A 20,937-nucleotide genomic window follows, 5' to 3' on the forward strand; every position below is an offset into this window, starting at 1 on the left:
GATGACGTCCCGTACACTGCATCGCTCCGGCCGGGCTTCAGGGCGGCATCGCCGCATTCCGCAAGCGCGGGCAAGTTCCGCTCAGGCATGTCGGAGAGGCGCGTCAAACGATGCGGAAACGTGACGCAATGAAAGGGAACCGATGGCGAAGGCGAAGAACCCCAGCGCCGACCGGCTTGCCTGGCTGGTTGCCCTGACGGCGGGCGTCACGCTTGCCCTCTGGGCGGGCAGCAAGTGGCACTTCGGGGACCGCTTCGCCGACGGATTCAAGTATCCCGCGAAGGCCGCCTCGCTGACGGCCACGACCCTGATGTGCTGGGCCGTCATCCTCTCCACGCGGCTCCGCTTCCTGGAGAACCTCGCCGCGGGCCTCGACAAGATGTACGCGCTCCACGGAAGAGTCGGGCGATGGTCCTTTTTCATCATCCTGCTGCACCCCCTTTTCCTGTCCGCGCACAACCTGCCCGACGTCGCATCCTTTCTGGCGGCCCTCTGGTTTCTCGAGCCCGCCTCGGTGCGATACATCCTGGGGCACAACCTGGGCGTTGCCGTGCTGATTCTGATGGCCCTGCTCGTCGCCCTGACCCTGTGGGTCCGCATCCCCTATCACATCTGGAAGAGGTCCCACGAAATCTTCGGCCTTGTCCTGCTGCTCGTCATCGCCCATGTCTACGTCGTCGACCAGGACGTTGCGGCGTACCCCCTTCTGCGGGCCTGGATGTACGGGCTCTTCGCCCTGGCGGCGGCGAGCTTCCTCTACATCCGCCTCATGTACCGCTTCCTCGGCCCGCACGTCCCCTATGCGGTGTCGCGCATCGAGCGCTGCGGGGACATCCTCGAGATCACCTTCTCCCCGGCGGGCAGAAAGCTGGATTTCAGGCCCGGCCAGTTCGTCTACCTCGTCGTCTCCAGGCCGGGCATCAGCCGCGAGCCGCACCCCTTCTCGATCGCCTCCGGGTACCGCCTGGACGGGAAACTCAAGCTGGGGATCCGCATGGTCGGCGATTACACGCGCACTCTGGACCGGCTCGAGGCTGGCGATGCCGTCACATTCTACGGCCCCTACGGCCGCTTCGGCGACCGGTTCCTGTCCGCGGACCGTGACTGCGTGTTCGTCGGGGGCGGGATCGGCATCACCCCCTTTCTCGGGATGTGGCACGTCGCGCTCCATTCCGAGGAGCGCCTCGACGAGCGTGACGTGCCGGCATCCATCCGTCACTTTCACCCCGAGATCCTCAAATCGTGGAAAAGCCCGCGCGTGCACCTCTTCTACGTGTGCCGGGACGAGGCGGACGCCAGCTTCGACGACGACATCCGGGGCGAGATCGCCGCCTGCCGCTCACTGGGGTTCGGCCCCCCCGAGGAGCGTGACCATGTCTACGAGCTCTACCTCAGCGGGAGCCGCGGCCGGATATCGGCGGCCTACATCCACAAGCAGGTCAAAGGGGGTGCGGTGGGCCGGATGATCTTCCTCTGCGGCCCCCCGGCGATGATGGAATCGCTGAGCCGCGAGTTCAGGGAACTCGGCGTGCCGGACGACCGGATCGTGTTCGAGAGCTACAGCCTGAAATAGTCCGGACCGAGGCACAAACCGCCGGGGCGGCCGGCTGACGCGATGAGGCTCTCCCCGGTGACCGGGCGCCTATCTCCCACGGCCCCGTTCTCACGCTTGACTTCCGCCTATCGCTCATGGATAACTGATCGTGCGCGGGACGCCGGGCGCGACGCGTCCTTTTCAGCGGTACAAGGGTGTCCCTTCACTGCATCACGCGTCATCAAGGGGGGTAAAGAGATGAGAAGGATATGCCGGTTCACGTCCCGTGCCTTCCTGCCGTTGGCCATCGCCGTCCTTCTTCTTTCTACGTTCCCATCTGCAGCAGTCTCCAGCGCCCAGGCTCAAGGCGCCGTCAAGGTCGTCCAGTTCAAGGACGGCACGACGGTCACGGGCAGGATCCTGGAGATGAACGTCTACACGATCCGGGTCCAGTCCGCCGACGGGTCGGTCGTCACCCGCCCGTTCGACGACATCGCGTCGATCCGGAACCGTGACGATCTCGCCCAGCCCCGCAGCATTCTCCCGGTGCACGCCTTCGCAATCGGCTTCGAGGCGTTCCACAAGGCATACAAGGAACCCGACGTGATGAACGAGAAGGGAATGATGTACGGGATCGGCCTCGCGTACACGTACCGCGACCGGGTGATGCTGAAGGCAAGCCTGCTGCTGGCCTATGGCGAGGTGGACTACGAGAACTCCGGCACGCTGGACGGCATCCCCGACCGTCACGTGGAGCTGCGGGGCCTCGTGGGGTATGATTTCGCCGTAGACTCCACACTGGTCGTCACGCCGTACATCGGCCTCGGCTATCGCTTCCTGCGCAACGATTCCGCCGGGATGATCACATCCACCGGCGCCCGGGGCTACAACCGGGAGTCCAATTATGTCTACTCGCCCATCGGCATCGCCGTCGTCAAAATCCTGCCCGATGGGTGGTCCCTGTCGGCCGAGGCCGAGTTCGACTACCTGTGGTACGGCAAGCAGTACAGCGACCTGAGCGACGCCAGCCCGCTCTTCCCCGACATCTCCAACGAGCAGGACCAGGGCTACGGCATCCGGGGCTCCGTCCGGATCGAGAAGAAGCTGGCCGCGTCGTCGGTCTTCGTTGAGCCCTTCGTCCGCTACTGGCACATCAGCCAGTCGGACGACACGATTTTTACCGCCGGGGGCACAACGTACAGGGGATACGAGCCCAAGAACAACACGACCGAGATCGGCGCATTCGTGGGGCTCAGGTTCTAGGGAGGACCGTCCGTGCAAGCGCGTCTCATCGCATACGCCGCATGCCTCGCCGCCGCTGTGCTGCTGCTCAACGGCTGCCTGCCCGGCATCATGATCTCGAGGCCAGAGCCGACGGCACAGGGCCAGAGCGTCGAGTTCCGGCTGGGCAACGCGGTGGAGATCGGTGAGTGGGTGTCCTTTCAGAAGCGGGTGTGCGGGGATCTCGGCGAGGCAACCGCGGGCTTTCCGGAGGATGTCCGACGCGACATCTATCGATACTCGTGCGTGGAGCCGAACCGGCACGCCCTGGGAGAGACCCTCGCGAAACTGCAGCCCGGACAGCTGGACGACCTCTGCGCGAGGCTCTCCGCGAAGGGCTATGTCGTCACGAAGGACCGGATCCCGAAGCCCGCGGGTGAGCTGGGAACGGCCTTTCTCGTCCTGATCGGCGCGATGGCCGTCGTGGTGGGCATCGCCGGGGGGATGTAGGCGGGCTTCAGCCGAACAGCCACTGCAGCAGCCAGTGCGTGGGCAGGAAGATGAGCAACGGGAAGCCGGCCATCAGGAAACCGAGATAGATGAGGGGCGGCACCCGCGTCTGCGGCTTGGCGCCCGGCCCGAACACCCAGTTCACGTTGTCTTCGGGGTCCGTGAAGAAATAGGCCAGCAGGAGAACGGCCCAGGCGAGAACCGTCTGCGCGAGCCAGGCCTGCGGCGAGTAGCCGAGCACATGGACCATCCACAGCAGCAGGACGGGCAGGAAGACATGGAACAGGGAGAGCCCCCGGAGGTACAGCGGCTTGTCTGCGTCGAACATGTAGTCCGTCAGCCCCGTGACCCGCCTGCCCGTGAGGAGCTGCCCGAAGTAGCTCACGTTCCAGAGCACCTCCGGCAGGAGAACCCCCACGGCGGTCATGCTGGCCAGCAGGCTGCTCTCGAGCCACAGTGCCGGGACGGTCATCAGCAGGGCGATGTCCGAGAACCAGAGAAAGTTCCCGAGGCGGTACTTGACGGAATACACCGCCACGACGACGGCGACGAAGAGCGTATAGGAGATCTTGACCCACAGGGGTATCATCACGTCCTGACCACCCGTTTCCGGCTTGCACGCGTTGCCCGCGTCGGGCCTCGCCGGCAGATGCAAGCCTGAAAGAGAAAAGCTGTTCGGCCCCTCCGCAACGGAACGCGGCGCCCGGTCCCGCTCCCTTCGCGGAAACCGGCATGGCAGCATGATACACATCAACGGCCTGCAACGCAAAGCATTCGGGGCCCGGCGCCGGGACATGCCGGCACCCCCCCGTGAACCGACCAAACCCGGAGGGCCATGAGCATCGCGGACTGGCTGGATCAAAAGGAAGAGGAAGGCGTCGACGTCTCGCAGATCGAACTGCCCGAGGAACTGCTGTACGACGCCGTCCCCGACGAGACCGTTTTTTTCAAGACCTATAACCCCTGCAGCGTCCTCTGCGCAAAGGAGCACCCCTTCGCCACGGTCGAGCGCTACGGTCACTGGTACTACTGCCGGGGGCAGGACAAGAAGGCCGGCATTCACACCAAGGGCATGGAGTGGCGGTTCATCACCCGGAACAGGGATCTTGCCATCCGGACCGCCCGATCGCGCATCGAGTGAACCGAGACACCAAACCAAGGAGGTTGAGGACATGGCAGTGAAGAAGGCAGCAACGAAGAAAGCAGGGACGAAAAAGGCGGGAACGAAAGCGGCGGCGAAAAAAACGGTGACGAAGAAAGCATCCCCGAAGAAAAAAGCGGCCCCGAAAAAGACGGCGAAGAAGGCTTCGGTGAAAAAACCGGCGGCGAAGGCCGTGACGAAAAAATCGGTGAAAAAGGCCGCCGGGACGCCGGCCAAGGCAACCCGATACTGCCTCGGGAAATGCCAATGCGGAAGCCCCTGCTGCTACGACAAGGGGCACACCGGCGCCCACAAGTGCATCAGCCACGCGTAATGCGATCGCCGGCGCCGCGAGGGTGATCGGAGGCGAGCCGTGCAGGGGAGGTCAAGGCTTATGATGCTGCTGTTGCAGTGTCTCTTTCTCCCGGACTGCCCCTCCCGCACGTTTCCGCACACGAGGAGGAAACACCGGATGACGAGGATTCTTTCGATTGCTGCGTTTCTTTTCCTGCTCGCAGCCCCGGCGCCCGCGCAGGAGGCCGGCAAGGGAAACCCCACCGTCGTGATCAAGACCAGCAAGGGCGAAATCGAGGCCGTGCTCTACAGGGACAAGGCGCCCGTCACGGTCGACAACTTCCTGCGGTACGTCGAGGACGGCTTTTACAGCGGGACGATCTTCCACCGGGTGATCCCCCGGTTCATGATCCAGGGCGGGGGATTCAACCGTTACTACACCCAGAAGGCGACCCGCCCCCCCATCAGGAACGAGGCCGCCAACGGGCTGAAGAACGAGCGCGGCACCCTGGCCATGGCGCGAACCCCTGCGGTGGATTCCGCCACGGCGCAGTTCTTCATCAACGTCGCCGACAATGCCGCGCTCGACCACGGCGTCCGCGATTACGGCTACGCGGTCTTCGGCAGGGTCACCAAGGGAATGGACGTGGTGGACGCCATCTCGAACGTGCCGACGGGAGCGCAGGGGCCGTTCTCCTCGGACTGCCCGCGAAGCCCCGTGATCATCGAGTCGATCCGCGTGAAGTGAACGAAAACGGAAAAGGAGGCGCTCATGGTCATCATCACGAGCAAGTACACGAAGCCGCTGGAGGTGATCGACTCGCTGCTGGCCGATCACCGGAAATTCCTCGCCGAGTTCTACAGGCAGGAAAAGTTCATCGTCTCCGGCCCACAGAACCCGAGGGTCGGCGGTGCGATCCTCGCCAACGTCGGCATCGACGAGGCGCGGGAGATCATGCAGAAGGACCCCTTTGTGATCCACGGGGCCGCCGAGTACAGCTTCATCGAGTTCACGCCCGGCTTGCATGACCCGCGCTTCGCCTGTTTTCTGAAGTGAGGAAGGCCCCGCGCGCAAGAAGATCCCGCCTTTCCGGGCGGGAATTTCCGCCGCGGGCCGCATAAGAGCACCGGCTGAAAATAAAAACAGAATTTTTCTTGACTTTCCCACACGGGCCGTGTAATGTGGCGGCACATAAAGCACCCAGGCAGGGTGCGAGTAAAGTTGGATACAGACATTTTGAAGTGCAAAGGATCGCCGCCATGCTCTTTAGGGTCTTGGCGGTTTTTCTTTCTGTCATGATGGTCGTCCGACTTTGAGAATTTTAGGAAAGGAGGATGCCAGCATGTCAGAAGGCAAAGTGAAGTGGTTCAACGAGCAGAAGGGCTTCGGCTTCATCGAGAAGGACGAGGGCGGCGACGTCTTCGTGCATTTCAGCGCCATCCAGGCCGGCGGGTTCAAGACTCTCCACGAGGGCCAGCGCGTGAGCTTCGACGTGACGCAGGGCCAGAAGGGCCCGGCGGCCGCGAATGTCAAGCCCCTGTAATCGACCGTGACATGGAAAGAGGCGCCCCGGCGTTCCTGTAACGACTTCGGGGCGCCTCTTTCCGCATTCCCCCGGCGGGACCCATGCTGAAGAAACACCGGTACGCCCTGCTCTCGAGCCCGGCCCACTCACTTTTGTACCACGTGATCCGCGCCTACTCGCGTACATACCGGATGACCGTCGAAAGCGAGGCGGAATGGATGGACCACCTCAAGACGGGCGGGACGGTCCTTCTGTGTGCCTGGCACCAGCAGTTCTTCGCCGCCATCCGGCATTTCCAGTCCTACGCGCCCTTCCGCCCGTCGCTCATGATCAGCAAGAGCAAAGACGGCGACATCATCGCAAGGGTGGCCGAGAAATCGGGGTGGCATCCCGTGCGGGGCTCCTCGTCCCGCGGCGGGGGGAGCGCCCTGAAGGAAATGGTCGAGAGGCTCCGGCATTCGCGGCTCGCGGGCCATATCGTCGACGGGCCCAAGGGGCCGGCGGGCGTCGTCAAGGCCGGCACCATCAGCCTGGCCCGTGCCACGGGGGCCGTCCTCGTCCCCATGTTCACATCGGCCGACCGCGCCTGGTACTTCAACAGCTGGGACCGCTTCATGATCCCCAAGCCTTTCGCACGGGTTACCCTGCGCTTCGGCCGGATGATTGACCTGGACGGCTCCCGCGATGGCGAGGACTTCGAAGTCCATCGCGCGGCGCTCGAGGCCGCCATGCGGCCAGGCCTGATCTGCTGAGCCGCCCCTGCCCCCGTTGACAAACTGCCCGCGGCCGGGTTAGTTTTACAGAAAAACGTACCGGCGGGGCGGAAGACCCCCCCTTCTCCGGGTCTTCTCGTGCGTCAGCCCTGATTCTCTCCGCGGCCCCGTTCCCGAAACGACGAAACCTGTCGAGGTGAAATCATGAAAAGCGCGATCGTCATGCTGACGTGCCTGGCGCTCTGCGCGGCCTGCCTCTCCCCCGCTGCGGCAGAGCGGATGATCAACAACTGCCCGCTGCCCGACGACATGAAGATCGTCCCGCCGGACCCGGACGAGGTGCCGGCGAAGCTGGCCAAGCTGTCGGGAATCTGGGAAGGAAACTGGGGCCCCATGCCCGTGCTGTTCATCGTGGAGAGGATCCGCAAGAACGAAGCCGTCGTTCTTCATGCCGTTGCGGGACGGCAGATGGCGAGAGGGATGTCGACCCCGCCGGGCCACTTCAGGAAAGTCTGCCCCGTCGAGATGGGCGAGGACGGGCACTACCGCATCGTGATGGAACTGTCCCAGGGCACGAACCGGCTGATCCAGACGGACGACCCCCGGTACCTCCGGGTCGTCCGGGAGGGGTTCTCCGGGCTGACGGAGGCTTCGCGGGACACCATGTTCCGGAAAAGGGAGACCCCGTGACCGGGGATCCCGCGGTTTCGCTCCGGCGCTTCCTACCGCCTGAGGGCCTTGAATTTGTACTGCTTGCCGTCGAACGTCGCCACGTGGCCCGTCATGAACTGGTTGCCCTCGATGACGAAGCGGACGAAGTGAAAGGGTTTCTGCTGCCCCTGGGCGTTGTAGAGGATGACCTGCCCGACCTTGTAGAAATCCGGGATGACGCCCGAGGTCAGCTCCGTCGGCTTGAAGCCGGGCACCTCGATCTTGCCCTTCGATGAGAACCCCGTCTTCGGATAGTCGTCCGAGACCAGGTTCGCCCAGCCCGTCCGCCCGTCCTCGAACGTCAGGACCCAGTATCCAGCCATCACGTCCTGCGGCTGGGCAGCCTCCGCGCCGGTCGACGCCATCGGCATCGCGATCGGCATGACCATCAGGGCGAAAAGTAGGAATAGCGACTTTCTCATGAACACCTCTTCGTGGGGACCGATCCGGTCCGTCTGATGAAGACAGCAGCGTTTCCGAATGTCCGAAAAACCATGCCCCGCCGGTGACTACTGCCACTTCAGGTCGGGGTATTTCCGGGTGTACTCGGCCAGGATTCTTCCCACGCTCTCGTGGGCCGGCTTGTCCGGGCTGCAGTACTCCAGCGCCCGGTGCCATGGCCTTCCGTCATAAGAGGCCCACAGGACGTGAGACCCCACGCAGCTGTTCGTCTTTGCGTCGTAGGCGTAAGGGCGGGTGAACTCCAGCCGGTACTTTGCCCCGGGGTTCTTCTTCGCCGCCACGTCGCGCTGCAGGGCCGACATGTAGCTGGCGCAGACGGTCGCACCGCTGACCTTCGGGTCCGCCGCCGGCGGCTTCGGGGTGACCTTCGGGGGCGGAGGCTCCACGGGGGTGATGTTGTTCTTGGCCAGCTGGTCCTTCACGACGGAGAGCACCATGCCGTCGCTCACGCCGAAGAGCCGGAGCCACTTGTACTGCGTCTGATAGGCCTCCCCCTCAGGGCGCCCGAAGTCGAAGGCCGACTGGTAGTTTGTGTGCCAGTACTCATGGATGAGCAGGGAGAGCTGCTCCAGCCGGGCGAGGCGCTGGGCCTTTTCCCTGGTCATCTCGGGAGTCAGCGGCCGGCCCGGGTTGCGGGACAAGTCGAAGAAGCTTTTGTAGAGGTGGATCGTCGTGATGCCCGACCAGGAATACACGTGGGCATAGGCTCCCGCCATATAGCCGATCGGGTTGTTCGTGCGGGAGTACTTCCGGCCTTCCAAATTCTTCAGGATGCCTTCCAGTTCGGCCGCCTCCTTGACCCTCCCCGACGCAGAGAGGGCCTTCACCTGCTCCCGGCCCTCGAGGATGCAGTCACGGACGATGATCTGCTCCTCCTGGGACAGGCCATACTTCCAATCCCAGGGATTCAGGCCGCCGTGAACCGAGAAGGGGGAAAGGACCATCAGCACCCATGCCGCCGCAAGCAGGAGGATCATCTGTCTTCTCATGGACCTGTCCTTTCCCGCCGGCTATGCCCAGCGTTGGTAGAGGTGCTCGACCTTGTCGCCCTTGAAGACGACGTGCACGGTCATCTTCCGGCCGCCGGGGAATTCCAGCAGGCCTGCCACGACGAAATAGCCTTCCTCGGCTCCCGCCGCCTTCGGGACGAACCGGCCTTTTCCGTATTTCGCCATGGAGTCCCGGAAGTGGCGGAGCCCCTTCTCGCCGATATCGCGCCTGAAGCGGTCGCTGCCGACCTGCAGGGCAGCGGCAAACTGGCCTTCCAGGGTGCGGTCGATGAACCAGACGGCGCGCTGGGCGTAGGACTGGCCCACGTCCTGCGGCGGCGCGGCGGGGGCCTTGGCGGCCGTGGGCTCGGCGTACATCACGACAGCGACAACGAACGAGAGGGCAAGGAGGGCCCCCGCGATGCGGCATGCCGTTTCTCTCATAAAAGGTTCCTTTCTCGATGCGGAATCGTCGAGAACCGATGCAAGAAACAAACCATTCTCTGCCGCTTGCCGGCCATGCCGGCATCGAGGAGATCCTTGCCAAACCCCCGGGCCTGACCTATGATGTCCGCACGATGGAATCCCGATTCCTTGATTGCCCGGACGGGGGATAACGGAATGCAGAAGGAAACGAGCCCTTACGCCTGCCACGTGTTCGTCTGCACCAACGACCGCCGCGGCGAGCGGAAGTCCTGCGCCGACGGGGGCGGCAATGCGGCATTGAAGAAGGCTCTGAAGGACGAGGTGGAGAAACGCGGCTGGAAGGGCCGGGTCCGCGTATCGTCCAGCGGGTGCATGGGCCTCTGCGGCAGGGGGCCCAACGTGCTGCTCTATCCGCAGAGAACATGGTTTCCCGCGTCCTCGCCGGAAGACGGCGAAAAAATCATCGGGGAGATCGAAGTCCTGCTCTCCGCGGAAGAGAAAGGGGCGTCCCGTTGAACCGCCGACGGTTCCTGCGAATGCTTGGCCTCCTCGGCCTGGCACTGGGTGCCGGTGAGATCCCTGCATGGGCCGACACCGCACCGAAGAGCGGCAGACAGAATCCCCTCGGAGGTCTCCGCATCATCGATGCCCACGCGCATCCGGACAGACTTCACCTCACGAAACACGAACCGGATGAATCCTCCTCCGTCTCGGCCATGACGGAAATGGGCATGGCGGCAAGCGTCTTTTCCGCCGTCGGGGACCGGGTCCATCTCTCCGGCGGACGCCTGCCCGGACCGGAACGTTTCCAAACGATGCGCCAGCTCGATTTCTGGAAGGACGGCATCGTCAAGTCCGGAAAGGTCAAGCTCGTCCTGAAATCCGCCGACATCCCGCCGGCTCCGAAGCCCGGGGATGCACCGGGGTGCATCCTCGCCATCGAGGGCGGAGACCCCCTGTCAGGCAATCCGGACCGGGTCAACGAGTTCTACGATTACGGCGTGCGCCTCATCACGCTCATTCACTACAGGAACAACGAACTGGGCGACTGCATGAAGAGCTGGACGGGGCTCAACCCCGGGCCCCGCAACGGGGGGCTCACGGCAGACGGGCGCAGAGTCATAGAACGGATGCAGAACTTGGGCATGGTCGTCGACGTGGCCCACGCCGACTCGCGGACGCTCCGGCAGATCGCCGAGATCACGCAGCGGCCCGTCCTGGATTCCCACGGCAGCCCCTGTGCGCTGGCCGACACGAACCGCTGCGGACGCTTCCGCACATGGACGGACATGGAAACGATCGCGAAGACAGGGGGTGTCGTCTGCACTTGGACGTGGGGGATGACGCAGGGCAGGACGAAGAGGGAGACGTTCCGTGACTGGGCCGCCGAGATCAGGGAGATGAAAAGACGGATCGGGATGGAACACGTCGGCCTGGGGACCGACGGCGGGGGCGGCATCCCGCGGTTCGTGAGCGGCTACCGGGACATCCGCGATCTCTCTCACCTCGTTTCGGCCATGCTGGACGAGGGCTTTTCGCTCGCCGAGATTACCGCCTACATGGGAGGCAACACATACCGGGTGCTCGAGGCCTGCATCGGTTAACCCTGCGAGGGGCTCCCCCCGGGCGGCTTTTCGCTCCCCGGCTTCGATTCGCCCGGTTCCTCCGGGGCAGCAGCCCCGCTCTCCCCGCCCGCTTCCCCCGGCTCTTGAGGCGATTCCGCGGCGGCCTCGGCGACCGGGGCTTCCTCGAGGGCCGCAGTTCCCTCGGGAGGGGACGCCGGAGGTTCCGCCCCTACCGCTGGCCTCTCACCCTCGATCTCCCCGATCCACAGCGGGTGGCGGTGCTCCGCGTAGTCGAGGCGGACGGCACCCGTGAAGATCCCGCGGAGCATGGGGCGGTTCGGTTTCAGGGCAATCGCCCCGATGTGGGCCACAAAGGCAAGCACAAACAGGACAAAGCCGATGTTGTGCACCCACGTGGCCCAAAGGACGACCGCGTAGTTGAGATCGGGGGCGTAGAGGTTCTTGTAGGTCTTCACGAGCCCCGAGACGATCAGCATGGCGATGATGACGGCCATCCCGACATAGGCCAGACGCTGCTCGGGCAGGTACTTGTGGAACGGCGGCTCCTCGCCCTTGCCGAAAAAGCTCTTGATCACCTCGATCGAGGTCCGCAGGTCCCCCTTGCGCGGCATCAAGCCCCGGTCGCCCCGCAGACCGTGATAAACGGCGTGAAACAGGGCGGCAGCGACAAACACGAACGACGCCACGTAGTGGACGTTGAGCGAGACCATGTAATCCGCGGACCACGCAAGGCCCGGGACGGTGTTGATGTAGTAGCGGCTGCCCATGGGCAGCTGAAACATGCCGGACACGATGAGCGCAAGCCCGGACAGGGCGATGGCCCAATGCTCGGCGAGTTCGACGACGCTGTGGCGGACCACGAGGTTCCGCTCACGGACAATACGGTCAGACATCTTTCTTTTCTTCCTTTTCCACCCTTGATTTCCTGTCGGAAAGCCACGTGATGGCCCCCGCGACAAGACCGACGGCGGGCGCCGCCAGCACGGCCTTCCCCAGACCGTCCGTCCCGGCCATCTGCCTCTCCACGCCGGGCCTCATGTGCGGCCTTCCCGGCCCCTTCTGGATCGTCGCGTCGATCCGATCGAAAGGCACCGGGGAGACGTAGAACGTCGAGGTGCCGCCGTTTTCGTCCCTCCCGTAGAGAAACCCCTTCATCTGCTGCGCGCGCCTTTCCGCCTCGGCGAGCATCCCGTCGCGCGGCCCGATGAGCATCGCTTTCTGCGGACAGGCCTCGATACAGCCGGGCGACTCGCCCCTGCCGAGCCGGTCGTGGCAGAGATCGCACTTGTACATGACGCCGTTTCCCATGTAGTCGGGCAGGATGTGCAGGTAGATGCCCACGCCGGATTGGCGCTGGGGAATCTCCCAGGGGCAGACCGTCTTGCACTTGGCCCCGCCGAAACAGAGGTCCTGGTCGATGACGACCGCGCCGTTTTCGTGCTTGTGGTTCGCCGCAAACGGACAGATCGTCGCGCAGGCCGGGTTGTCGCAGTGCATGCAGCGGCGCGGGACGAAGAGGGTTTTCGGGACCCCGTCCACGTCGAGCTCGGCCCGGTGGACGTAGAGGTAGTTGTACGGGGTGAGACGGTCGGACACCTCGCGCTTCCGGGACCAGTCCTCTACGGTCTTCCGGGGCCAGGGCGCCGGGATGGGGTCGGCAACGGGCGGGATCTTGTCACGGTTGATCGTCTTGCAGGCCGCAACACAGGCGGGCACGTCCATGCCGGGGCAGCCGTCACAGAGGCTCAAATCGATAAGCGTCGCCAGTTTGCCTGTCCCGCGGGCCTGCGCCTTTTTCGGCCATGCGATACCCGAGGCCGCAACGGCCCCCGCGGATACCTTTAGGAATGCCCTCCGGCTCAGCCGGGGTCTGTTATCGGAGTTCCTCATGCTTTCCCCTCATGAAAGATCGATATACCGCTGAAGAGCCACCTGGAAATCGTCCATCCCCTGCCCGTTGCCGGATGCAGACTCGGCCATGCAGCGGGCCATGTTGGCCCGGATGATGGCGCTGCCGGTCTTCTTTACCGCCGCGGTGACGGCGGCGACCTGGGTCAGGACCTCGACGCAGGGCGCCTGCGCCTCGATCATCCTCTGGAGCCCCCTAATCTGCCCCTCGATGCGCCGAAGACGCCCGAGGATCTTTCTCCGTTCACTATCCATCCTATACCCCCTGGGGGTATATTTAGCCATCCCGCCGTCCCCTGTCAATCTTTTTTTTTCGGGTGGGAGCTCGATGGAATGCCGGATATGCCCGCGCTGGCGCTTTGCTTCTTTGAAGAGAAACATGGGAGGATTTCGGCACGGGGTCGAAGGCACAGGGCAATCAGGCTCCAGGAGGGATCGTGGAGGAATGCGATGGGACCGGGAAAGCAGCGAAAGGGAGCCCCAGAAATGGCGTGGCCCTGCCGTTTCCGGCAGGGCCATCCAGGCCGAACCCCGGCGGCATACCACCGGGAACGTTTCTAGCGTTCCTTACTACCCGAACCGTTACAAAAAGTACATCGGACTTTGTCTGATTTTTCCATCAGACATTGTCTGATGGCCGCAGGCGGGACGCTGCAACAATACCTTGCACAATTCCGCCCATGTCACAATCCCCCCGTGATTCATATTCAGTCCATTCGTCCCGCCTCCGCAACAGATGACGCGATTTTTGCATCATAAGCCGTCATCCTTTCTATGGAGGACAGGACACATGGCATCAATTCGTTGTCACGGAAGATTCGCTCTTGCTTTCGTGGTTATGCTGCTCGGAGTCACCGGAGCGGCAGAGACTTCTCATGGAAAGGCAGAGATCGCGGGGACGTACAAGATGTCCCTGGAACTGGTCATGCCGAAAGAAGGCACAGCCTTCAAGGTGGGGGAAAACATTTTTGTTACGATCACCTCCAGCGGCTTCACCGGCGTGAAAGTCACCGCAAAGGACACGGCGACAGGCAGGGAGGAGGAGTTGAAGGCATCGGTGGCGAAAAGCGAGGGATCAAGCCCCCTGGCACCGAAGACGTGGATGGCACACTGGCCGACGGCAGGAAAGAAACCCGGGACGTACCAGTTCACTGTGAGGGGCATTACAGGGAGCACGGTGGCGCCGATGATGAAGACCGTCAACGTGTCCGTCGTCCAGCCCTCGGGTCCCGCGAAGATTTCCTTTAAGGAGCCCTCGACGGGCCGCCAGGTCAAGGCCGGCGAGACGGTGAATGTGGCCGTTACGGCCTCAGGCGTCAACAAGGTGGCGTTCTTCGTCAAGGACCTCCAGACGGGAGCGGAAAAAGTCCGATCGTCCGCGCACCAGATCGGCTCCGACCATCACTCGACCACGTGGTCCACCGAAGGGCTGCAGAAAGGCAACTACCAGATCATCGCCCGCGGCCTCGCGCCGGACGGGAAGATACTGACCGAGGAGTCGGTCACGATGACCGTCACCGGCGGGGCGCCAGCACTGCCCGCTGCCGTAGCAGCAAAGACGGGCGAGGTGCCCAACGTTGTCGGCATGACGGAGTACCAGGCCGTGCTCGCGCTCGACAAGGCCGGGGTGAAAATCAAGCCCGCATACTACGTCTTCACCCCGAAGGAGGATGCCTGGGGCAAGGTCATCGGGCAGTCGATCCGCGCAGGCGCCAAGACCACGGAACCCATCACGATCATCGTCGGCCAGAGATAGGGGGACACAATGGATCTGAAACAGACCATCACGGAACTCGCAAAGAGCGCCCCGGGACAGTTCGAGCCCCAGAGGGACGGCTCGGCCCGGATGGAGGCGGTCATTGCGGAGCGCAAGGCCTTCCTGTCGAGGAAGAAACTCACCTACGTATGCCGTTTCCGTGTGGATGAGCCGGCCCGGGAAGTCCGGTTCTTCGAGATGCTCAAGGAGTCGGGCTTCGGCGTCTCGAGCGGCGGGGGCGACGGTGAGATGAGCCCGGGGTTCGGCTTCAAGAAGGAGAGCTACAACACCTTCGGCAAGGAGCGCGGCGGCACGATCGAGGAGCAGTCGAAGCTCTTCGGCAAGGACTATTCCTACACCTTCGACTTCGGGGCGTTCCGCGGGGCCGTCCGCAAGGCGGCCGAAGACGCGGGTTACCGCTTCGAGGTCAAGCTGATGGAGAAATCCGTGTAACAGGCGGGAGAACCCCCGCTGAGACGAGAGCGGGGCGCCCTCCGACGGAAGGCGCCCCGCTTTTTTCATGGCCTGCGGCTGCCGGCTACTGCAGGTTGCCGTTCGTGTCGACCTTCACGATGAAGCCGTCGGTCCCGCCGCTGTTGGTTGCCCCGTCGAGATTGCCCGAGGTGTGTCCCGTCATGTAGGCATTGCCGCTTGCATCCACGGCAACCGACCGGCCGTAGTCCCCCGACGTTGTCCCGAGCATGCTCGTCCACTGCCGGACCCCCGAGGTGTCGTACTTGATCAGGATCAGGTCGTGGCTTCCGGCCGGGGTGAAGCCGTCGAGGGCGGCGTTTGTATTCCCGGCGATGTAGGCGTTTCCGCTCGAGTCGACGGCCAGCCCGGAGGCGATGTCGTTTCCAGCGCCGCCGTGGAAGACCGACCACTGCTTCGTGCCCGATGCATTGAACTTCGCCAGGAAGATATCTTCCGTCGCGCCGCTGCCGTCGGTGTTGGTCCACCCGTCGAAGTGCCCGTAGGACTGGCCCGCCACGTAGACGTTCTCGGAGGCGTCGACGGCCACGCTGTAGCAGTAGTCAAACACCGCGGAGCCCAGCATGCGCGTCCACTGTCTCGTCCCCGAGGAATTGTACTTGGCGACGAAGATGTCCTGGATGCCCTGGGTGGTCTGCCCGTCGAGGCTCCCGCGGGTCATCCCCGAGATGTACACGTTGCCGCTCGCGGCGACGGCGACGGCGTAGGAGTACGTCAGCGTCGCGTTTCCGAGCTGGCGCACCCACTGGAGCGCGCCCGACGAATTGTACTTGGCAACAAAGGCATCGGTGCCGCCCGAGTTCGTCTGATCCCCCAGGCTGCCGTCCGTGAAGCCGGAGATGTAGACATTGCCGCTGCCGTCAACGGCGACGGACCAGGCGGAATCGCTTCCCGCGCTGCCCAGCAGCCGCGTCCACTGCCTGGTGCCCGAGGCGTTGTACTTGATGAGCACCGCGTCCGATCCCCCGGCGTTCGTCTCGCCGTCGAGGTTGCCCGATGTCCACCCGGTAACGTAGATGTTGCCGCTGCCGTCGACGGCGACGGCGGACCAGCCGGACTCGTCCCCCCCTGTTGTGCCCGCGAGCCGCGTCCACTGCCGCGTCCCCGAGGCGTCGTACTTGGTGAGGAAGATGTCGGCGGTGCCGGGATTGGCGTTGGATTCGCCGTCCAGGTCGCCGGTCGTGTACCCGGCCACGTAGATGTTCCCGCTCGAGTCGACGGCGATGCCGTGCGCGCGGTCTGTCGAGGCGGTACCGATGAGAACTGTGCCTGCCCAGGTCCCGGACTGCGTCGTGGCGTTGACGTTGGCGCACTGGGCGGAGGTGTTTCCTGCCGCGTCGTAGGCCGCCACCCGGTAGCCGTAGGTGGTGCCGGCCGTAAGGCCCGTGTCGGAGTAACTCGTCCCGGCAGGCGACGCGACGAGGCTGCCGTCGCGGTAGACCCGGTAACCGGCAACCCCCACGTTGTCCGTCGAGGCCGTCCAGGTGAGATCGATCCGCGACGTGGAGACGGCCGTGGCCTGCAGGTTCGCGGGGACGGACGGTGCCGTGGCATCCAGCGTGGATACGGCCACGGAGCCGCACTGGGCCGATGCATTGCCCGCGGCGTCGTAGGCCGCCACGGTGTAGCTGTAGCTCGTGGCCTCGGCAAGACCCGTGTCGGAGTAGCTTGTCGAGGCGGTGGTGCCGACCTGGCTGCCGTTGCGGTAGACCCTGTAGCCCGAAACCCCCACGTTGTCCGTCGAGGCCGTCCAGGTCAGGTTCACCTGCGAGGCCGAGGCCCCCGTCCCCTGGAGGTTCGAGGGGACGGAAGGAGCCGTCGCGTCGAGAGTCGAGACCGCAACGGCCCCGCACTGGGCGGACTCGTTGCCGCCCGCATCGTAGGCGAGGACCCTGTAGCTGTAGCTCGTGGCCTCGGCAAGCCCCGTGTCGGAGAAACTCGTGGATGCCGTCATCCCGACCTGACTGCCGTTGCGGTAGATCTTGTAGCCGGTGACGCCCACGTTGTCCGTCGAGGCCGTCCAGGTCAGGTTGATCTGCGTGGCCGAGGCCCCCGTCCCCTGGAGATTCGAGGGAACGGAGGGCGCCGTGACATCCAGCGTGGAAACCGCTACGGCGCTGCACTGCGCCGATGTATTGCCCGAGGCGTCATAGGCTGCCACGGTATAGCTGTAGCTCGTGGCCTCGGCAAGCCCCGTGTCGGTAAAGCTCGTACCGGCGGGAGAGGCGACGAGGCTTCCGTTGCGGTAGACCCGGTAGCCCGCCACGCCCAGGTTGTCCGTCGAGGCCGACCAGGTCAGGCTGATCTGCGTGGCGGAGGCCGCCGTCCCCTGGAGGTTCGAGGGGACCGACGGGGCCGTGGCATCTGCGGTGTAAACGGCAACGGCCCCGCACTGTGCCGACGTGTTTCCCTCCGCGTCGTAGGCTGCCACCGTGTAGCTGTAGCTCGTGGCCTCGGAGAGGCCCGTGTCGGAGTACGCTGTCGACGCGCTCGTTCCGACGGCCGAACCGTTGCGGTAGATGCGGTACCCCGTGACCCCTGCGTTGTCCGTCGAAGCGGCCCATGTCAGGTCGATCCGCGATGTCGAGACCGCCGCGCCCTGCAGGTTCGAGGGAACCGTCGGCGGCGTGCCGTCGACCGTGGTCGCCGTCAGGGGCGAACTGGGGACGGATTCATTGCCCCCCGCATCGTAGGCCACGATGCGATAGACGTATGTCGTGTATTCCGCAAGACCCGTATCGGACCAGCTCGTGTTCGCGGTGGTCCCGATCACGGCCCCGTCCCGGTAGACCCGGTATCCTGCCACCCCCACGTTGTCCGTCGAGGCTGTCCAGGCAAGGTCGATCCGAGAGGTCGAGACGGCCGTCCCCTGAAGGTTTGCAGGAGCCGTAGGGGCCGAGCTGTCAGCGGTGGCGACAAACAGTGTCGTGCTCTTGGCGGACTCGTTTCCGACCCAGTCGAAGGCGGAGACCCGGTACCCGTAGGTGCTGCCCGGGGAAAGTCCCGTGTCGGTATAGGTCGTCAGCGGGGTGGTGCCGATGCGGGAGCCGTCACGGTAGACGCGGTAACCCATCATGAAGAGGTCATCCCGGGATTCCGCCCAGGTCAGCCGGACGCTGTCCGGCGCCACGGCAACGGCCTGGACACCCGAGGGAACCGACGGGGGGAGATGGTCTCCCGAGGACCCGCAGCCGGAAACCAGGATCAGAAGAACCCACAAAACCGCGGTGTGAAGAAAGCCTTTTCTCATGCAGCGACTTCTCCGATTGACGGCGCTCAAAACCGACGCACGGGATTCATCCATAATTGAATTCCCGCCCCTTTCACCTGGAGACAGGGGCGACGAACCCCTCTTCTCTCCCTACATCGGCAGAATTTCAGATAAATTGAGTGCCACGGCATGAAATCCCCTTTTCAATCTTTGTCTGCCGGGGAAAATGATGTAGATTGAAACATCATTTTACTCGCCCGGCTCATGGGCTGCGCCGGGCCGGAGGCAAGGAGGGACCGACGGGATGAGACACCTGATGAGGCTGTTTGTTGCCTGCACGGCGATGGCTTGCTTGCCAGGGCCGGCAGGGGCAGCCGGGGAGGCGCCGATGAACAACACGCTGAAGACGATCTTTGCGCGCAAGAGCGTGCGCGAATACAAGAACGAGCCTGTCCCGCGGGGGACGCTGGAGATGTTGGTCCGGGCCGGCATGGCCGCCCCGACGGCGGTGGACAGGAGGCCGTGGGAGTTTGTCGTCGTTACGGACCGGGCCGTCCTCAAGCAGCTCGCCGACGCCCTGCCCTACGCGAAGATGGCCGACAGGGCTGCGGCCGCCATCGTCGTCGGGGGGGACGTCCGGAAGCAGTGGGGCGGCATGGAGGCGGACTACTGGATCATGGACTGCAGCGCGGCGACGCAGAACATCCTGCTGGCGGCCGAGTCGTTGGGCCTCGGCGCCGTGTGGACCGCCGTCTACCCCGAGGACAGCCGCATCCGGGCGGTGCGGCAGATCCTCGGCATCCCGCCACACGTCGTTCCGCTGAACCTGATCCCCGTGGGAGTACCGGCGGGCAGGGACAAGCCGAAGGACAAGTACGATCCGAAGCAAATCCACTGGAACAAGTGGTGAGGGCCGCGGGCGGCAGAAAACGGCCGCACCGCGACGATGGGGAGGGTATCGAGCCGTGCATCCCGTCATCCTGGCCGTCCTGATCGGCGCGGCCGCTCTCGGCGCCTACGAGTTCACCATGCTCGGCATCCGGGTCAACCGGGGCAAGGAGATCGCGCAGGCGAGCCGGCCCTTCGAGCTGAGGAATCCGGCAGCGACACACCGGATTCTCGTCGTCGGCGACAGCACGGGCGTGGGAACCGGGGCCGCAAGGCCGGAGGAATCCGTGGCAGGGAGGATCGCCGGGGAGTTTCCCGGCGTCGAGATCGTCAATCTCTCCCGCAACGGGGCCAAGCTCAAGGACGTCCTGAGCCAGCTGGAGTCCGTTGCCGATTCCCGCTTCGACGTCGTCCTCGTGCAGGCGGGAGGCAACGACATCCTCGGGTTCACCGACCTGGGGGAGTTGAGAGACACCACTCGGCAGGTCCTGCAGTCGGCGCGGGAAAAAGGAGACTCCGTCTTCTTCATCAGCACGGGCAACGTGGGCCTCGCGCCGGCCTTTTTCCCGCCCATCTCCTGGGTCCTGACCGCGCGGACCCGCGAGGCCCGGGCGATCTTTCTCGATTTGTCGAGAGAACTGGGCGTGCAGTACGTCGACCTCTTCCGGGAGAAGGGGAACGAGATTTTCCTGGGCGATCCCGACCGCTTCTATACGCCGGATTATCTCCACCCGGGCTCGGAAGGGTACCGGGTCTGGTACGAGGAATTGAAAAAGCAGACGGGCATCGTCGAAATCCTGGAGAAAAGACGGGGCGGAACGGATCGGTGAGAAGGTCACCCGCCCCTCGCAGAAAGAGAGATGTCCGGAGAGAGCGGGTGACCCTTGTTTAGCTTGTCGGGTGCATTACGCCTGAACCGGGGCTGCCGGCTTCTTTTCTTTCAGCAGGCTCGACTTCACGAATGCGCTGCCGGCCTTGACCTGATCGAGCAGGCAGGCGACCGTCTCCCCGATGAACGACTCGGCGGCGTCGAGGCAATCGCAGACGATTCGACCGGCTTCGTCTGTATCCGTTGTGAACTTCTGCTCCCGGAACATGTGCTTCATAAAGTTCACGCAGGCCGTCGTGGCCTTCGAGCCGTTCTCCCACGTGGCCTTCCCGTAGACCGTTGCCTCTTTCGAGAACCCGGTACCGTTGACGGCGAAGGGAGCCCCGGACAGGAGCTTCTGGAGCTCCCGGGAATACTCCTTCCAGTGTCCGTTGCCCGGGATGCCGTTCAGGGGAACGTTGCCGAGTTCGAGCATGCTGCCCACGAACTTCTTCATGGAAACGTCCGGGACCCTCATCTCGAGGGAATCCTTGACGATATCCAGGGCGGCCTGGGTCATTTCGCCATAAAGCCTCTGCCCCCGTTTGAGAAGGCTCAGCTGCTCTTCAGTCCATTTACTCAACAATTCCGATGGCTTTTTCTCAAATACACTGACTCTCTCCATGATGCTGCCTCCTTGACTCCTCTTCGTTCGCTCCCCTGATGCGCCGGTTCGTACCGCCTGGGGCAAGACCTCAACG

24 protein-coding genes and 1 pseudogene are annotated in these 20,937 nt (G+C 64.1%); 16 read left to right on the forward strand and 9 right to left on the reverse strand.

The window, feature by feature from the left end; all coding sequences use genetic code 11:
• Positions 1 to 142 precede the first annotated feature (142 nt).
• From HPY67_04415 to HPY67_04425, 3 genes are all read left to right on the forward strand, one after another.
• The gene (locus tag HPY67_04415; protein ID NPV03958.1) at positions 143 to 1,573 is read left to right on the forward strand and encodes a ferric reductase; all 1,431 of its coding nucleotides are present in this window, start codon (positions 143 to 145) and stop codon (positions 1,571 to 1,573) included.
• Between the two features lie 219 nt (positions 1,574 to 1,792).
• Positions 1,793 to 2,797, forward strand: a complete 1,005-nt coding sequence (locus HPY67_04420) for an autotransporter outer membrane beta-barrel domain-containing protein (protein ID NPV03959.1) — start codon at positions 1,793 to 1,795, stop codon at positions 2,795 to 2,797.
• A gap of 12 nt (positions 2,798 to 2,809) precedes the next feature.
• On the forward strand, positions 2,810 to 3,265 hold the full coding sequence (locus tag HPY67_04425) for a hypothetical protein (protein NPV03960.1): 456 nt from the start codon (positions 2,810 to 2,812) through the stop codon (positions 3,263 to 3,265).
• Between the two features lie 7 nt (positions 3,266 to 3,272).
• Here HPY67_04425 and HPY67_04430 read toward each other — a convergent pair whose 3' ends face one another.
• A complete protein-coding gene (locus HPY67_04430) occupies positions 3,273 to 3,854 on the reverse strand; it encodes a membrane-associated protein (GenBank protein ID NPV03961.1) in 582 nt (193 codons plus the stop codon).
• Between the two features lie 246 nt (positions 3,855 to 4,100).
• Between HPY67_04430 and HPY67_04435 the strand changes: the two genes are divergently transcribed.
• From HPY67_04435 to HPY67_04465, 7 genes and pseudogenes are all read left to right on the forward strand, one after another.
• Positions 4,101 to 4,406 carry a hypothetical protein gene (locus HPY67_04435; GenBank protein NPV03962.1) on the forward strand — a complete coding sequence of 102 codons (306 nt, stop codon included), beginning with the start codon at positions 4,101 to 4,103 and terminating at the stop codon, positions 4,404 to 4,406.
• 31 nt (positions 4,407 to 4,437) lie between these two features.
• A pseudogene (locus HPY67_04440) lies at positions 4,438 to 4,629 on the forward strand (hypothetical protein).
• Between the two features lie 249 nt (positions 4,630 to 4,878).
• Positions 4,879 to 5,448: a peptidyl-prolyl cis-trans isomerase gene (locus HPY67_04445; GenBank protein NPV03963.1), complete on the forward strand. Its 570-nt coding sequence runs from the start codon at positions 4,879 to 4,881 to the stop codon at positions 5,446 to 5,448.
• Between the two features lie 24 nt (positions 5,449 to 5,472).
• Entirely contained in the window at positions 5,473 to 5,757 is a 285-nt protein-coding gene (locus HPY67_04450; protein ID NPV03964.1) for a GTP cyclohydrolase, read from the forward strand.
• 286 nt (positions 5,758 to 6,043) lie between these two features.
• Positions 6,044 to 6,244 (forward strand): cold-shock protein, encoded by a 201-nt coding sequence (locus HPY67_04455; protein ID NPV03965.1) that lies wholly within the window; start codon positions 6,044 to 6,046, stop codon positions 6,242 to 6,244.
• An 83-nt stretch (positions 6,245 to 6,327) separates the two neighbouring features.
• Positions 6,328 to 6,978 (forward strand): lysophospholipid acyltransferase family protein, encoded by a 651-nt coding sequence (locus tag HPY67_04460; GenBank protein NPV03966.1) that lies wholly within the window; start codon positions 6,328 to 6,330, stop codon positions 6,976 to 6,978.
• Positions 6,979 to 7,143: 165 nt separating this feature from the next.
• Entirely contained in the window at positions 7,144 to 7,629 is a 486-nt protein-coding gene (locus tag HPY67_04465; protein NPV03967.1) for a hypothetical protein, read from the forward strand.
• Positions 7,630 to 7,661: 32 nt separating this feature from the next.
• Here HPY67_04465 and HPY67_04470 read toward each other — a convergent pair whose 3' ends face one another.
• The 3 genes from HPY67_04470 to HPY67_04480 all read right to left on the reverse strand — a co-directional run bounded on the left by HPY67_04470 (position 7,662) and on the right by HPY67_04480 (position 9,545).
• Positions 7,662 to 8,072 carry a hypothetical protein gene (locus tag HPY67_04470; protein NPV03968.1) on the reverse strand — a complete coding sequence of 137 codons (411 nt, stop codon included), beginning with the start codon at positions 8,070 to 8,072 and terminating at the stop codon, positions 7,662 to 7,664.
• 87 nt (positions 8,073 to 8,159) lie between these two features.
• Entirely contained in the window at positions 8,160 to 9,101 is a 942-nt protein-coding gene (locus HPY67_04475; GenBank protein ID NPV03969.1) for a hypothetical protein, read from the reverse strand.
• A gap of 21 nt (positions 9,102 to 9,122) precedes the next feature.
• On the reverse strand, positions 9,123 to 9,545 hold the full coding sequence (locus tag HPY67_04480) for a hypothetical protein (protein NPV03970.1): 423 nt from the start codon (positions 9,543 to 9,545) through the stop codon (positions 9,123 to 9,125).
• 177 nt (positions 9,546 to 9,722) lie between these two features.
• Here HPY67_04480 and HPY67_04485 point away from each other — a divergent pair, with 177 nt between their 5' ends.
• Together HPY67_04485 and HPY67_04490 are read left to right on the forward strand one after the other, a co-directional pair.
• A complete protein-coding gene (locus HPY67_04485; GenBank protein NPV03971.1) occupies positions 9,723 to 10,043 on the forward strand; it encodes a (2Fe-2S) ferredoxin domain-containing protein in 321 nt (106 codons plus the stop codon).
• A 215-nt stretch (positions 10,044 to 10,258) separates the two neighbouring features.
• Complete coding sequence (locus HPY67_04490; protein NPV03972.1) at positions 10,259 to 11,131, forward strand: hypothetical protein; 873 nt, start codon at positions 10,259 to 10,261, stop codon at positions 11,129 to 11,131.
• On the opposite strand, the gene HPY67_04495 is transcribed toward HPY67_04490, so the two are convergent.
• Genes HPY67_04495 through HPY67_04505 form a run of 3 tightly spaced genes read right to left on the reverse strand, consistent with a single transcriptional unit; the run spans position 11,128 to position 13,276 of the window.
• Entirely contained in the window at positions 11,128 to 12,006 is an 879-nt protein-coding gene (locus HPY67_04495) for a cytochrome b/b6 domain-containing protein (protein ID NPV03973.1), read from the reverse strand. The two genes, HPY67_04490 and HPY67_04495, sit on opposite strands and share 4 nt — an antisense overlap.
• On the reverse strand, positions 11,999 to 13,003 hold the full coding sequence (locus tag HPY67_04500) for a 4Fe-4S dicluster domain-containing protein (protein ID NPV03974.1): 1,005 nt from the start codon (positions 13,001 to 13,003) through the stop codon (positions 11,999 to 12,001). Before HPY67_04500 ends, HPY67_04495 begins: the two co-directional genes overlap by 8 nt.
• 9 nt (positions 13,004 to 13,012) lie before the next feature.
• Entirely contained in the window at positions 13,013 to 13,276 is a 264-nt protein-coding gene (locus HPY67_04505) for a metal-sensitive transcriptional regulator (GenBank protein NPV03975.1), read from the reverse strand.
• A gap of 652 nt (positions 13,277 to 13,928) precedes the next feature.
• Here HPY67_04505 and HPY67_04510 point away from each other — a divergent pair.
• Positions 13,929 to 14,777: a PASTA domain-containing protein gene (locus HPY67_04510; GenBank protein NPV03976.1), complete on the forward strand. Its 849-nt coding sequence runs from the start codon at positions 13,929 to 13,931 to the stop codon at positions 14,775 to 14,777.
• A gap of 123 nt (positions 14,778 to 14,900) precedes the next feature.
• Positions 14,901 to 15,230 carry a hypothetical protein gene (locus tag HPY67_04515; protein ID NPV03977.1) on the forward strand — a complete coding sequence of 110 codons (330 nt, stop codon included), beginning with the start codon at positions 14,901 to 14,903 and terminating at the stop codon, positions 15,228 to 15,230.
• A gap of 85 nt (positions 15,231 to 15,315) precedes the next feature.
• On the opposite strand, the gene HPY67_04520 is transcribed toward HPY67_04515, so the two are convergent.
• A complete protein-coding gene (locus tag HPY67_04520) occupies positions 15,316 to 18,519 on the reverse strand; it encodes a hypothetical protein (GenBank protein ID NPV03978.1) in 3,204 nt (1,067 codons plus the stop codon).
• A gap of 265 nt (positions 18,520 to 18,784) precedes the next feature.
• Between HPY67_04520 and HPY67_04525 the strand changes: the two genes are divergently transcribed.
• Complete coding sequence (locus HPY67_04525; GenBank protein NPV03979.1) at positions 18,785 to 19,390, forward strand: nitroreductase family protein; 606 nt, start codon at positions 18,785 to 18,787, stop codon at positions 19,388 to 19,390.
• Between the two features lie 55 nt (positions 19,391 to 19,445).
• Positions 19,446 to 20,198: an SGNH/GDSL hydrolase family protein gene (locus HPY67_04530; GenBank protein ID NPV03980.1), complete on the forward strand. Its 753-nt coding sequence runs from the start codon at positions 19,446 to 19,448 to the stop codon at positions 20,196 to 20,198.
• A 75-nt stretch (positions 20,199 to 20,273) separates the two neighbouring features.
• Here HPY67_04530 and HPY67_04535 read toward each other — a convergent pair whose 3' ends face one another.
• The gene (locus HPY67_04535) at positions 20,274 to 20,861 is read right to left on the reverse strand and encodes a hypothetical protein (protein ID NPV03981.1); all 588 of its coding nucleotides are present in this window, start codon (positions 20,859 to 20,861) and stop codon (positions 20,274 to 20,276) included.
• Positions 20,862 to 20,937 lie beyond the last annotated feature (76 nt).

The sequence above is a fragment of the Syntrophaceae bacterium genome, assembly GCA_013177795.1.
GTDB lineage: Bacteria > Desulfobacterota > Syntrophia > Syntrophales > UBA2192 > UBA2192.